At 67.4% G+C, this 13,961-nt stretch carries 11 protein-coding genes; 10 read left to right on the top strand and 1 reads right to left on the bottom strand.

Annotation, left to right across the window (positions count from 1 at the left end; all coding sequences use genetic code 11):
* The first annotated feature begins 84 nt into the window (after positions 1-84).
* From ACKN61_RS19410 to ACKN61_RS19380, 7 genes are all read left to right on the top strand, one after another.
* A complete protein-coding gene (locus ACKN61_RS19410) occupies positions 85-2,877 on the top strand; it encodes a DUF2339 domain-containing protein (protein ID WP_408950847.1) in 2,793 nt (930 codons plus the stop codon).
* A gap of 10 nt (positions 2,878-2,887) precedes the next feature.
* On the top strand, positions 2,888-4,276 hold the full coding sequence (locus ACKN61_RS19405; RefSeq protein WP_408950846.1) for a DUF3999 domain-containing protein: 1,389 nt from the start codon (positions 2,888-2,890) through the stop codon (positions 4,274-4,276).
* 1,135 nt (positions 4,277-5,411) lie between these two features.
* Positions 5,412-6,587 (top strand): phosphoglycerate kinase, encoded by a 1,176-nt coding sequence (locus ACKN61_RS19400; RefSeq protein WP_031374092.1) that lies wholly within the window; start codon positions 5,412-5,414, stop codon positions 6,585-6,587.
* Between the two features lie 2 nt (positions 6,588-6,589).
* Positions 6,590-7,237, top strand: a complete 648-nt coding sequence (locus ACKN61_RS19395; protein WP_408950845.1) for an HAD hydrolase-like protein — start codon at positions 6,590-6,592, stop codon at positions 7,235-7,237.
* A 504-nt stretch (positions 7,238-7,741) separates the two neighbouring features.
* Positions 7,742-7,963 (top strand): DUF6289 family protein, encoded by a 222-nt coding sequence (locus ACKN61_RS19390; protein ID WP_031374090.1) that lies wholly within the window; start codon positions 7,742-7,744, stop codon positions 7,961-7,963.
* Between the two features lie 148 nt (positions 7,964-8,111).
* Positions 8,112-8,330, top strand: coding sequence for a DUF6289 family protein (locus ACKN61_RS19385; protein ID WP_152566412.1), 219 nt, complete (start codon positions 8,112-8,114; stop codon positions 8,328-8,330).
* A gap of 194 nt (positions 8,331-8,524) precedes the next feature.
* Positions 8,525-9,391 carry a PhzF family phenazine biosynthesis protein gene (locus ACKN61_RS19380; RefSeq protein WP_408950844.1) on the top strand — a complete coding sequence of 289 codons (867 nt, stop codon included), beginning with the start codon at positions 8,525-8,527 and terminating at the stop codon, positions 9,389-9,391.
* 53 nt (positions 9,392-9,444) lie between these two features.
* Here ACKN61_RS19380 and ACKN61_RS19375 read toward each other — a convergent pair whose 3' ends face one another.
* Positions 9,445-9,669 (bottom strand): hypothetical protein, encoded by a 225-nt coding sequence (locus ACKN61_RS19375; RefSeq protein ID WP_408950843.1) that lies wholly within the window; start codon positions 9,667-9,669, stop codon positions 9,445-9,447.
* Positions 9,670-9,897: 228 nt separating this feature from the next.
* Between ACKN61_RS19375 and ACKN61_RS19370 the strand changes: the two genes are divergently transcribed.
* From ACKN61_RS19370 to ACKN61_RS19360, 3 genes are all read left to right on the top strand, one after another.
* Entirely contained in the window at positions 9,898-11,352 is a 1,455-nt protein-coding gene (locus tag ACKN61_RS19370) for a collagen-like triple helix repeat-containing protein (RefSeq protein ID WP_408950842.1), read from the top strand.
* A 174-nt stretch (positions 11,353-11,526) separates the two neighbouring features.
* Positions 11,527-13,233, top strand: a complete 1,707-nt coding sequence (locus ACKN61_RS19365) for a ShlB/FhaC/HecB family hemolysin secretion/activation protein (protein ID WP_408950841.1) — start codon at positions 11,527-11,529, stop codon at positions 13,231-13,233.
* A 482-nt stretch (positions 13,234-13,715) separates the two neighbouring features.
* Positions 13,716-13,961 (top strand): hypothetical protein (locus tag ACKN61_RS19360; protein ID WP_408950840.1); only part of this gene is annotated, 246 nt, incomplete at its 3' end.

Raw genomic sequence — 13,961 nt, 5'->3', positions numbered from 1 at the left:
ATGCGTGAAGCCTTGTCCTTCAAGGCTTGCGGCTTGGTGTAACGTTCGTGACCAAGCGCACGATGCACGGAACAGGGACGGGTGATGGAAGCACTGATCGTTTTAGTGGCACTGGGGTTGTTGCTGGTGCCGATCCTGCTCGTGGTGGCGCTGGTGCAAGTCGCCGGATTGAAGTCGCGCGTATCCGAACTCGAGCGTCGCGTGGCGCAGCAAGCCGAATCGCATGGCGCGGCCAGATCCGGCCGCCGCGAGGACGAGACCCTGGCCGAGCGGATCGCGCGCGAAGCGCCGCCGCCGACAACGCAGGCGGTCCGTCCGCCGCGGCCCGTCGTTCCCGCGGCCGCTCCTCCCACGACCGCGCCACCGCAAACCGTTCCGCCGGTCTCGGCGCCCACGCCGCCGACGGTCGCGAGCGTGCCGCCGCCGCTGCCGCAGGACGTCGCCGCCCGTCCGGTCGCCGCGCGCGTAGCGCCCGCAGCCGCGCGCGCACCCGCCGCACCGCCGCCGCCGGACGTGTTCACCGTCGCCGCGCGCTGGCTGCGGCGCTGGTTCACCGAAGGCAACGTGCCGGTCAAGGTCGGCATGCTGGTGTTGTTCGCCGGCGTCGCCGCGTTGTTGAAGTACGCGACCGATCAGGGCTGGCTGCACCTGCCGATCGAACTGCGCCTGGCGGGCGTCGCCCTGGCGGCGATGGCCGGGCTGGTGTTCGGTTGGCGCCAGCGCGAACGCAAGCGCAGTTTCGCCCTGAGCCTGCAGGGCGGCGCCATCGGCGTCCTGCTGTTGGTGGTGTTCGCGGCGTTCAAGCTGTACCAGCTGATGCCGGCCGGCGCGGCGTTCGCGCTCAGCGTGGTGCTGGTGGCCGGCGCCGGCGTGCTGGCGGTGAAGCAGAACGCGATGGCGCTGGCGGTGTTCGCGATCCTCGCCGGCTTCCTCGCGCCGATCTGGCTGTCGACCGGTTCCGGCAACCACGTCGCCCTGTTCGGTTACTACGCCGTGCTCAATGCCGGCATCTTCGCGATCGCCTGGTGGCGGCCGTGGCGCGTGCTCAACTTGCTCGGCTTCGTCTTCACCTGGGGCATCGGCACCTTGTGGGGCGTGCTCAAGTACCGCCCCGAGCATTTCTCTACCTCCGAACCCTTCCTGCTGCTGTTCTTCGCCTTCTATCTGTTGATCCCGGTGCTGTATGCGCGCAAGCGTCCGGCCGGGCGCCGCGACCTCATCGACGGCTGCCTGGTGTTCGGCACGCCGCTGGTCGCGTTTTCGCTGCAGGCCGGCCTGCTCGAAGGCGAGCGCATGCCGCTGGCGTTCTGCGCGCTGGGCTTGGGCGCGTTGTACGCGGCGCTGGCCTGGTGGCTGCGTCGCGACGAGCGTTTCCTCGCCTTGTCGACGCCGTATGCCTTGCTCGCGGTGGGCTTCGCGACCTTGGCCATTCCGCTCGCGCTCGCCGCCGAGGCCACCGCCTGCGTGTTCGCGCTCGAAGGCGCGGCGATGGTCTGGCTGGGCTTGCGCCAGCAACGTCGCTTGCCGCAACTGGTCGGTTTCCTGCTGCAGGGCGCGGCGGCTTTCGCCTTCGTGATCGGCGCCAGCGATGCGGTCTGGGACGCGGAGGTACCGGTGCTTAACGCCAGCTTCGCCGGCGCCTTGCTGATCGCCATCGCCGGTTTCGCCAGCGCCTGGAGCCACCGCCGCAGCGACAGCCCGGGGCCGGCCTTGCCGTACTACCTGTGGGGCCTGGCCTGGTGGCTCGGTGCGGCCGGCAGCGAGATCGCCGACTTCGTCGCCGACCGCCACAGCGCCGATGCGGTGCTGATGCTGACCGCCGCCAGCGGTTGCATCGCCGCCGAGGTGTTCCGTCGCCATGCCTGGAAAGCCTTGTCGCTGACCGCGGTATTCGCGTTGTTGTCCGCGCTGCCCTTGCTGTTCCTGCAGACCGAACAGCACGACTACCCGCTGGCCGGACTCGGTTGGCTGGCCTGGGCGCTGTATGCCGTGCTCGGTTGGCGCAACTTGAGCGGCCTGCGCGAACGCGCCGGCGGCGAACTCGGCATGGGGCATTCGGGCTGGTGGTGGGCCTGGGCGCTGGCGATCGGCATGACTCTGCTGCGCGTGTCGACCTTGTGGGAGCGCAACGGCATTCCCGTGCTCGGCACCGGCTGGACCGTCGCGGCCTTGTTGCTGCCGATGCTGGTCATGGCCGCGGCGATCCTGTGGCGCCCGGGTCTGGTCGCACAGCCCTTGCCGCAGCGCTTCGCCGCCTGGCGGGCGCCGCTGATGGCCTCGTTCGCGATCGTGCTGGCGTTGGCGATCGGCTTCACCCTCGCCACGCCGGCCAATCCGCGTCCGCTGATGTGGCTGCCCCTGGTCAACCCGCTCGGCCTGATGCAGTGGGCGGTGTTGACGGTGTTCGGGGCCTGGCTGGCCTCGCCGCTGGTCGGCGCCGTACTGCGCCGCCGCCGCGTGCCCCTGCTTGCCGCCGCCGGTTTCGTCCTGATCACCGTCGAAGTGCTGCGCAGCGCGCATTACTGGGGCGGAGTGGCATGGTCGTCGTCGATGTTCTCGACCAGCCTGGTGCAGACCAGTTTGACCGTGGTCTGGAGCGTGCTCGGCGTAGCCGGCTGGATCGCCGGTTCGCGCCGCGGCCAGCGCGGTCTGTGGCTGGCCGGTGCGTTGCTGATGGCGGTGGTGTTGGCCAAGTTGGTGCTGGTCGATCGCGGCCATCTCGGCAACCTGCTCGGCATCGCCTCGTTCATCGCCTACGGCCTGCTGTGCACTTTGGTCGGCTATTTCGCCCCGGCGCCGCCCGGTGCGCCGGCGCCGCCGTACGACGACACCCGTCCCGACCGCCCCGACCGCGGCACTCACGAGGCCCAGGCATGAGCACGATTTCATGAGTACGATTTCCGGGTTGCGCCGCAGCGCCTGGTTGCTCGCCGCGGTGCCGCTGTTGGCCTGGGCCGGCCCGCGCGAGGACTACGCGCGGCAATGGCCCTTGAACCTCAGCCGCGACGACGGCGGCGCCTATCGCGTCGTGCTCGACGAGAACGTCTATCGGCAGGCGCAGAGCCCGCAGCTGCGCGACATCGAGGTGCTCGACGGCAGCGGCACGCCGGTGCCGGCCTCGGTGTTCGCGCCCGAACAGCCCTTGGCGCGCGCGCCGCAGCGCGTGGCCTTGCCGTGGTTCGCCTTGCCGGCCTCGCCGCCGGACTCGGCGACCCAGGGTTGGGAGTTGATCAGCGAAGTCGAGACCGACGGCCGTCTGCGCCGCGTCGAAGCGCGCAGCACCGCCAGCGACACCACGCGCTTGCCGCAGACCGCCTTGTTGATCGACGCCAGCCGCTTGCGCCGGCCGATCCTCGCGCTCGAACTGGAATGGGCGCCGGGCGCCGCGCTCGATGCGGCCTATAGCGTCGAGGCCAGCGACGATCTCGATCGGTGGCGCAGCCTGAGCAGCAGCGGTCGTCTGGTCGACCTGCAACGCGGCGGCCAACGCCTGCTGCAGCGGCGCATCGTCTTCGACAGCGTCGGCGAACAGGCGCGCTACCTGCGTCTGACCCCGCAAGACCCAAAGGCCGCCGCGCAGATCAACGCGGTCAGCGCCGAACTGGCCGGCAACGCCGCCGCCGCGCCGTTGCAATGGCGCGAGCTGAAAGGCCGTCGCCTCGAACAGAAGGACGGCAGCGTCGCGTTCGAATACGAACTCGACGGGCGCTTTCCGATTCAGCAGATCGACGTTGCCCTGCCGGGCAACCATGCCTTGGAATGGCGCCTCGACAGCCGCGACGACAGCGAGCAGGGCTGGCACCCGCAGGCCGGCCCGTGGATGGCGTTCCGCGTCGCCGGCCAGGGCGAGGGCGACCGCTCCGCCGCGCGCCAGCTCGCCGCGACCGTGCGCGATCGCCACTGGCGCTTGCGTGCGAACGCCGCGGTGCCCGGCGAACCGGTGCTGCGCCTGGGCTATCGCCCCGAAGTCGCGGTGTTCCTGGCCCAGGGCGCACCGCCGTACACCCTGGTCGCCGGCAGCGCCCGCACCGCCCGAGCCGACTCGCCGCTCGCGCATCTGATCGAAGCCTTGCGTCAGACCCGCGGTAAAGACTGGCAACCGGCCGAAGCCAGCCTCGGCGAACCCGCGGCCCTGGCCGGCCCCGCCGCCCTGGTGCCGCCGGAACCGAAGCGCGACTGGCGCTCGTGGCTGCTGTGGGCGGTGTTGATAGCCGGCGCGCTGATCGTGGCCGGGTTCGCTTTCAGTTTGCTGCGCAGCTCCAAGCCGGTGGCTTGAGGGTTCGCGCGGCAGCGCGGTTGCGTTGCTTTGCTTTTAGCTCCAGCTTCAGCTCCGCATTCACCACGGCTATGACTTAGTTTTTCTGGCTCTGGCTCTGGCTCTGGCTCTGGCTCTGGCTGCGGCTTTAGTTTTTGCTGTTGCTGTTGCTGTGCGCAGTGCCGCACTCGCGAAGGCGATACAAGACCCGAAGGGCGGCCCGCAAGGATGCGGGCCGTTTTTCATCGGGACAGGGATGTCCCGTATGAAAAATCCCCGCGGATGCACCGCTCGTGCGGGCCTGTGATTCAAAGAAAAGCATTTTTCTTTGGTTACCTTTCTTTTGTTGCTTTAGACAAAAGAAAGTAACCCGCCGCTTTAGTGGCGGAAGCTTTTGGCGTTTGATCTGGATCTAGATCTTGATCTTGCTCGAGCGATACGCCGCGAGACCGAAACGACGCGGTCGCGGCTCGCGCCGCTCCTACCCTGGGCTCTAGCCGGCAGCGGCGCGAGATTGAGGCGTCGCGGTCCCGACTTACGTCGTTCCTACAGGGGTGGATTCGCGACGCTCCCTCCTTCAAGCAAGTGCAGAGCTTCCGCCCGCTATGCGGCCGGGTTACTTTCTTTTGCTAAGCCCAAAAGAAAGGTAACCAAAGAAAAGGGCTCTCCTTGCAAGGGCACAGGCCACGAGTGCGATGCTGTCGCCGGGATTTTTCGATAGGACATCCTTGTCCTATCGAAAAACGGCGCACGTCCTGTGCGCCGCCCTCCGGGTCTACGGTTGACCGGCAAAGCGGCCAAGCAGATCAAAATCTTGGCAACGGCAACGGCAACGGCAACGGCAACGGCAACGGCAACGGCAACGCGCCCGCTCTTGGGTAGGAGCGGCGCCCTACTGGATTTCCTTCGGTCACAAGCCGCGACCGCGCCACTTCGACCTTCTCGCGCGGCCCAATCAGCACCGATCACAGGCCCGGCCGTCCTTCCATACCAAACAGTCTCCACACCCATAAGCCCCACCAATGCCTCCGTTCAGACACGAAGGTTTATTTCGTCCCCCCGCGCCGCGACAATAGCCACCCCGGCGCCGGCTCCGCGAGCGAGCCACGTCCCCAGTTCGATTCATTCCATCCCCCGCATCGCCTCAGGAGGCCCCGTGCCCATCGTTCGCATGACCGATCTCGATCTCGCCGGCAAGCGCGTGTTGATCCGTGAAGATCTCAACGTCCCCATCGACGATGGCCGCATCACCTCCGAACTGCGCATCCTCGCCGCGCTGCCGACGCTGAAGCTGGCGCTGGAGAAGGGCGCGGCGGTGATGGTCACCTCGCACCTCGGCCGCCCCAAGGAAGGCCAGTGGAGCCAGGCCGATTCGCTGGCGCCGGTGGCGCAGCGCCTGTCGGAACTGCTCGGCATCGAAGTGCCCTTGATCAAGGATTGGGTCGGCGGCGTCGAGGTACAGCCCGGTCAGCTGGTGTTGCTCGAGAACTGCCGCATGAACGTCGGCGAAGGCAAGGACGACGAGGCGCTGTCCAAGCAGTACGCCGCGCTGTGCGACGTGTTCGTCATGGACGCCTTCGGCACCGCGCACCGCGCCCAGGCTTCGACCCACGGCGCGATCCGTTTCGCCAAGGTCGCCGCCGGCGGTCCGCTGCTGATGGCCGAGCTCGACGCGCTGGCCAAGGCGCTCGAACACCCGGCGCGTCCGCTGCTGGCCATCGTCGCCGGCTCCAAGGTGTCGACCAAGCTCGAACTGTTGTCTTCGCTGGTGTCCAAGGTCGACCAGCTGATCGTCGGCGGCGGCATCGCCAACACCTTCATCGCCGCGATGGGCCACAGCGTCGGCAAGTCGCTGGTCGAGCCCGACCTGATCGACACCGCCAAGCAGATCATGGCCGACGCCAAGGCGCGCGGCGCCGACATTCCGGTGCCGACCGACGTCGTCGTGGCACCGGCGTTCGCCGCCGATGCGCCGGCGACGGTCAAGGCCGTCGATGCGGTCGACGCCGGGGACATGATCCTCGACATCGGCCCCGACACCGCCGCGCGCTACGCCGAACTGATCAAGAACGCCGGCACCGTGGTCTGGAACGGCCCGGTCGGCGTGTTCGAGTTCGACGCTTTCGGCCATGGCACGCAGACCCTGGCGCGCGCCATCGCCGCGTCGAAGGCGTTCTCGATCGCAGGTGGCGGCGACACGCTGGCGGCGGTCGACAAGTACGGCATCGCCGACGAGGTCAGCTACATCTCGACCGGCGGCGGCGCCTTCCTCGAGTTCCTCGAAGGCAAGGAACTGCCGGCGGTGACCGCGCTCAAGCAGCGCGCGGGCTGACCGTGGGCGCGCCGATCACCCTGTTCTTCGATCTCGACGGCACCCTGATCGATTCGGCCGAGGGCATCACCCGCAGCGTGTCGTACGCCTTCGAGCAGCTTGGGTATCCGGTGCCGTCGCAGGCGGAGTTGCGGGGCTGGATCGGTCCGGCCCTGCGCACCAGCTTCCTGCCGCTGCTCGGCGACGAGGCCCGCGTCGAGCAGGCCGTGGCCTTGTACCTGGAGCGCTACAGCCGCGAAGGTTGGACCGAGCTTTCGGTCTACGACGGCGTCGCCGAGATGCTCGACGCGGTCCACGGCGCCGGCCATCGCCTGGCCGTCGTCACCGCCAAGAACGAAGACAACGCACGCAAGATCCTCGCCGGCCTGCCGTTCGGCGACCGCTTCGACGACGTCATCGGCTCCAGCCGCGATGGCCGCCTGACCCACAAGGTCGACCTGATCGCCGAAGCCTTGCGTCGTTTCGAACTGTCGGCGGAGCAGTGCCTGATGATCGGCGACCGGCGCATGGACATCGAAGGCGCGCGCGAGCACGGCATGCGCAACATCGGCGTGTTGTGGGGCTTCGGCAGCGAAGACGAACTGCGTGAAGCCGGCGCCCAGCACCTGGCCGCCGCGCCGGTGCAGTTGCCGGCCTTGCTCGCGGCCTGATCGGCCGCGCGGGCATCCGACGCGCGGCGGCGGGGTAGGAGCGGCGCGAGCCGCGACCGCGCCGCCGCCCGTCGCGGCGCAAACGCCGAATCTCAAGTGTTCCGAGGTAAGAGATGGGCATGGTTGCGCCGAAGCGCTCACGCTTGCGCCGCCATCGGATCGATCGCCGTCGCGGCTTGTGACCGAAGGAAATCCAGTAGGACGCCGCTCCTACCCAGCAGCGGCGCCGCTGTTGTCCACGCAACACTCGTTCGCGCAACGCGTCGTGCGCTGCACCATCGGCGCGGCTGAATGCGCCACGACGACCTCGCAGATTCGCTCCGTCGCGTCGCCTGGATTGCGATTGCCGGCGCTTTACGCAGCGGCAAAACGGCCAATAGCGATAGCAATCACGATTTCGATAAGTGGATACAAGCTCGGGCGTCCGATCGTGCCGCTGCGCTCGCGCGCTGGCATAAGGTGCCCGAGCGGCGAATGACGCCGCGCAATCGGGAGAGAAATCGCATGCGTCGTATCGGATTGTTCGCTGCCGTCATGGCGGTGGCGATGGTGGGTGGCGTGTCGTTCAATGCACTGGCCTACAACTGGCAGGGCACCTGGTACTACTACAACGCCGAAGGCGCGCAGGTCGGCAAGTGGACCGCCGGCTGCGGCGCCGCCGACGGCCGTTGGGGCCAGACCACCGAGAACAAGCGTTTCGTGCAGGGCTGCGCAGCCGAAAGCTGAGGCGTCGCGCATACGGTTCGCGGCGTCCGCGCCGCAGGAAAGCTCCGGTCTTCCGGGGCTTTCCTCTTTGCGCGAACGTCGCGGGGTTTCCAGCGCTCCGGCGAGGCATGGCCCGACGGAGCACGAATCAGGCAAGGGGAGAACGACGATGCGTCTTATCGCAACTGCAGTGGCGGCGGTGGTGCTGGGTGGGTTGGTGCTGGCCGGCAGCGTCAAGGCCGCGCCTCCGTGGCAGGGTTATTCGATTCTGTATTTCAACGAAGCCGGCGAAGAAGTCGGCGGCGCCGTCGCCAGCTGCGGCGGCCAGTACAGCTCCTGGGGCGAGAGCACTGCGATCTTCCAGAAGCGGACCTGGTTCTGCGATTGATCGCAGGCCCGCAACGCAAGGGGGCGGCCGTCCTGGCCGCGCCCTTGCGCTGCACCGTCGTCGCACCGCGCGCACGATGACATGCGCTTCGGCCGCATGGGTTCGACGCAAGCGGCGATGACTTCGCCGAGCATCGCGTCAATCGTGCCGAGGGCACATGAATGCATGCGCCGCGGGCTGTACTCTCGGCCTCCATGAGCCTGCGCCGCTTTCTGCAACTCGACGTCTTCGCCCACCGCATCGGTGCGGGCAATCCGCTCGCGGTGGTGTTCGATGCGCAAGGCCTCGACAGCGAGGCGATGCAGTCGTTCGCGGCCTGGACGCATCTGCCGGAAACGATTTTCCTGCTGCCTCCCGACGAGGGCGCCGATTATCGGGTGCGCATCTTCACCCCGCGCCAGGAGCTGTCGTTCGCCGGTCATCCGAGCATCGGCGCGGCCTGGGCGGTGCTCGATGCGGGACGCGTGTCGCCGCGCAGCGAAGCCTTGGTGCAGCAGTGCGCGGCCGGGCATTTGCCGGTGCGCATCGTTCACGACGCGAACGGTTTGCGGGTCAGCATCCGCACGCCGCGCGCGCAGCGTTGCGTTACCGGCGACGACAAGCAGGCCTTGCTCGACGCGGCGTTGGCCGGAGTGTCATGGGGTCCGCTGGTGCCGGCGTTGTGGGACAACGGACCGCGTTGGTGGGTGGCCGAACTCGCCGATGCCGCCGCGGTACGCGGCATGCGCCCCGACCTGGCGGCGATCCAGGCCTTGAGCGGCGAGGATGCGCTCGGCCTGGCGGTGTTCGCGCGAACCCGGGAGCCCGGATTCGCCTACGTGGTGCGGGCCTTCTGCCCGAGCGACGGCATCGCCGAAGACCCGGTGACCGGCAGCGCCAATGCGGCGATCGCGACGGCCTTGCTCGCCGCCGGCCGCATCGAGGCTGGCGATGCCTACCAGATCAGCCAGGGGCGCGAGGTCGGCCGCGATGGCTGCATCGAGATCCGCATCGACGACGAACGCGAAGTGTGGATCGGCGGGCGCGTGCAGGCGGTGGTTCGCGGCACGGTCGAGTGGTGAAACCGGTCCGCGCATCAGCCATCGTGCATAAATCATGATTACGCCGATAACGCTTACTGCATGACCGTCCAAAAGAAGAAAGCCGCGTGACGAGCGAGTTCGCGCCTCGCCGCCGTGGCCGTGCCGACGTGGGTCTGGGGTGCGCAGAAGGCACGTTTGAGTGGTGATTTCATGTTCGCATTCAGAACGCTGAAGGGCTTAACCGTACGGTTGCGCAGGGCCTTGTCCGTTACTTCGTCAAACTCGCGTTCCAGCGCCGTCCGATGAACGAAAATCACTCTTTCTCACCGAATTAACCGGTCATCGGAAATATGCGAGCGTCGCTATATAAACGTGATGATCGTCACACTTTATAAACGATGGATCGGAGCAGCCTTGACCCACTACACACCAGAACGGCAACTGTAAGTGTGATAGGGGAGCTTGCCGGTATCGCGATCTAGCGAACGCAGGCGTAGCGACACATTCGCGCACGAGGCAGCTCAGGCTGCATTCGGAGGAACGCAATGGAATCTCAAAGCATTCGTAAGGCCCTTTCCTACAGCCTGCTTGCAGCCTGCATCCTGACGGTCACGGTATCGACCACGGGTTGCTCGGGTTCGGGCGGCGTCAAATCGAGTTTCAATCCTAATCCCGGGGGGGGCGGCGACGGGGGTGGCGGTTCGGGCGGCGGCGGCTCAGGAGGCGGCGGCACGGGTGGTGGAGGTTCCGGCGGCGGTGGCTCGGGCGGCGGCGGCTCTGGCGGTGGCGGCTCTGGCGGTGGTGGTTCCGGCGGCGGCGGTGGCCCGGGCAATCCCGGTGGCCCCGGCACGCCTGGCGGTCCAGGCAATCCTCCCGGCAGCACCACCACTCCGCCCGGCGGCGTAGTCGGCTCGGTCGTCACCACCGGTGGCGGTTTGCTCACCGGCGTAGGCGGCGCGATCAGCGGGCTGGGCGCGCAAATCCCGAATCAGGCTCTGCTCGGCGGCAGCACTCCGACCACGCGGGGGCTGGGCACTGTGGTCGACGATGTCGGCGACACGATCACCGCGCTCGGTCAAGCGACCAGCAGCGGTCTCGGCCAGATCGGCAATATCTCCAATCCGGTCGGCACGACCGCGGCCGGCGTCGACAACGTAGTGGTCAACGTCGGTACCACCGTCGACGACCTCGGCAAGACGGTCGCGACCGTGGGCGCCTTCCAGGGCTCGCCGATCCAGCCGTTGACCAGCACCGCCGGTGCCTTGGTCTCCGGCGTCGGCACGCAGGTCAAAGGCCTCGCGCCGAAGGTCGGCGGCCTGATCGAAGGCCCGAGCGGACAGGCGCTGACCGGCGCACTCAGCAATGTGCTGACCCCGGTCGCCGGCATCGGCCAGGCCAACGGCGGCACCAACGGCGGCAGCGGCGGCAGCAACCTCGTCGCCAATGTCTCGCGTAGTGTGGGCGGCACGACCAGCGGCGTAGCCGCGGCGGGCGGCACGGTCGGTGCGCAGCTCAGCGGCGTTCCGGTTCCGGGCGGCGCGGCCGGCGTACTCGGTGGCGCGGTACAGGGCGTCAGCGGCAACCTCGGCACGGTCGGCGCGGGCATCACCGCAGGCATGGGCAATGCCGGCAGCATCGCCAATCCAGTCGGCGTGACCGCAGCTGGCGTGACCAGCGGCGTCGCCGGTCTCGGCGGCACGGTCGGCGGCGTGGGCTCGGCATTGGCCAGCACCGGCGCTACCACGCCGTTGGCGCCGGTCACCGGCTTGGTCGCCGGCGCGGTGACCAGCGTCGGCGGTGGCGTGACTACGGTCGGCACGACGGCGACTGCAGCGGTCAATGGTCCTTTGCAGCCGGTTACCCAGGGGCTGAGCACGGTCGTCAACGGCGTGGCCGGGGCGACCGGGCTCAATGGCACCAGCACCGGCAGCGGCCTGCTCGGCGGCACCACCAACCAAGGTGGCCTGCTCGGTACCGGCCTTCTCAAGAAGAAGCCTTGAACGCAAGTTTGTGATGCAACGCGCGGGAACGGGCACAGGCCCGTTCCCGTCGCGCAACAACGGCGTATGGTGAACGCATGAGTCTTGGGGAGGCGCGTTCCGCCGCATGGCGGGCGCGCCATTCCAATGCCGATCTTCCGCTGGATGGACCACGCTAAACGCAGGGGCGCGTGCATGCGAACAGGCCTTTCGGGAAAACGCTACCTACTCGCGCTGACGGTCACCGCGCTTTTGTATTCGACCTTGCCGGCGTATTCCCAGGACCGCCTGCCGACCGGCAACCCGTTGCAGACCCTGCCGCAGGCACCGTTGCCAAAGACCGATCCGAAGGTCAGCACCACGGTCGCACCGCAACAGAATCCCGAAATGGCCGCCTTGCTCGCCGTGCAGATCACGCCGAGCAAATTCGACGTGTCCGGGGTCAAGGCGATCCCGTTCGAGCAGGTCGCGGCGGTGTTCAGTCCGCTCGCCGGCAAGAACATCACCGTCGCCGAATTGCTGCAGGCCGCCGAAGCCTGCAGCAAGCTGTATCGCGAACACGGCTACGCGCTGTCGTTCTGTTATGTGCCCACTCAGGATTTCGCCAATGGCGTGGTCCGCGTGATCGCGGTCGAAGGCTACGTCGCCGAGCTGCGCCTGAGCGGCAAGCCGGGCAAGCTCGAGCGCAAGATCCGCGCGATCGCCCAGCACATCCTCGACGACCGGCCGCTGCGCCAGGCCACCTTCGAGCGTTACTCGCAGATCCTGGGTTTCCTGCCCGGCGCGAAGATGGCGATCAACGTGCCCGCGCCGACCACCACCGACGGCGCGACCGCGCTGGAACTGAACGTCGGAGGCAAGCGTTACGACGCCACCTGGGCGCTGGAGTTCAATCATCCCGGCACCCAGGGGCTGATGAATCTGCAGCTCAATGCGCTGACGCCGTTGGCCGAGCAGTGGACCTTGTCGACGCTGTATCCCGACGGCCGCGGCGACGAGCGTTTCTACGGTGCCGGCTATTCGCAGTTGTTCGGCAGCGACGGCTGGATCGGTCGCGTCGACGGTTCGCGTTATCGCGGCGAACCGGCCAGCCGCACGCCGTTGCCGGATTTCCTCGATCACCGCGTCGAACAGGACCGCCTGGCGTTCGCTGCGCGTTATCCCTGGCTGCTGCGCAACGAGCGCTCGATCTTCATCGGCGCGGGCATCTACGGCGCCGATCAGGTCGATGCCTACCGCAACACCGCGACCGGTGCGACCCTGCAGCAGCGCTCCAAGACCCGCGTGTTGCAGGCGAGCTTGGATTACACCAAGGCCAAGAAGAACAGCGCGCGCCAGATCAGCCTGTCGATCGCGCGCGGCCTCGATGCCTGGGGCGCCTCGGCGAGCACGGTGACCAACGTCGCCGGCGTCGAATTCGCCTCGCCGAACGATGTTTCGTTCCGGCGCTACAACCTCGGTTACGCGCAGAGCCGCAGCTGGGCCGACCAACGCTACCTGGCGATCCTGCGCGGCATCGCCCAGTACAGCCGCAACCGCTTGCCTTCGTCCGAGCAGATCAGCTTCGGTGCCTCGCGTTTCGCTTTGGCCTACGACCCCGGCGAAGTGTCGGCCGACAAGGGCTGGGGGTTGTCGCTGGAACTCAGCCGCAACTACCGCCCGCAGTCGCGCTGGTTGAAATCGGTGTCCCCCTATCTGGTCGTCCAGCACGCCCAAGTGTCGATGACCGAAGGCCGCCCGCCGATCGACAAACTCGGCTCGGTCGGGCTCGGCATCCGTCTGTCCGACAATCGCCACTACAACGTCGACTTCGCTTACGCCCGACCGACCGCGGACCTGCCGCTGGAGGCCGACGACCGCAAGGCGCGCTGGAACCTGAGTTTCTCTTATCAGTTGCAGTAGCGGTGCGGGGCTGCGGCGTGAGTCGTCCTCCTCTTGTAGGAGCGGCGTGAGCCGCGACCGCGGAATGCGCAGAGGTCGCCTAGCCGCCGTCATTGATCGAAGCCTTGATCTGTCGCAGGGTAGGAGCGGCGTCCTACTGGATTTCCTTCGGTCACAAGCCGCGATCGCGCAGCTCGGGGTTGCTGCGCACCTTGCCGCAGAGCGGTGAAGCAACATCTAAAGCTTCCGTCCGCTGACGCGACCGGGTTACTTTCTTTTGCTAAGCCCAAAAGAAAGGTAACCAAAGAAAAGGGCTCTCCTTGACGAAGCTCCCCTGCGAGTTCGCAACTGTCGCCGGGATTTTCCGATAAGACATCCTTGTCTTATCGGAAAACGCCGCACGTCCTGTGCGGCGCCCTCCGGGTCTACGATCGCATCGTAGCTCATTGCCACGCCAAGCTTTCACGGCAACCGCAACCGCAACCGCAACCGCAACCGCAACGGTGATCGACCACTGTAGGAGCGGCGTAAGCCGCGACCGCGAACTTTCGATGGCGAGGATACTTCGCAGCCGACTTCAAATCCCGTCCTCGGCCATCGTTTTGGCTTTGGCTTTGGCTTTGGCTTTGGCTTTGGCTGTTGCTGTGCGTCGCCTAGCACTAGCGAAGGCAATCGAAGACCCGGAGGGCGGCGCGCAGGGATGCGCGCCGTTTTTCATCGGGACAGGGATGTCCCGTATGAAAAATCCC

The sequence above is a fragment of the Lysobacter sp. Hz25 genome, assembly GCF_046097045.1.
GTDB classification, from domain to species: Bacteria; Pseudomonadota; Gammaproteobacteria; order Xanthomonadales; family Xanthomonadaceae; genus Lysobacter; species Lysobacter antibioticus_B.
The sequence above is the reverse complement of the archived record's forward strand: the minus strand, read 5'-3'. Positions and strand labels throughout refer to the sequence as shown.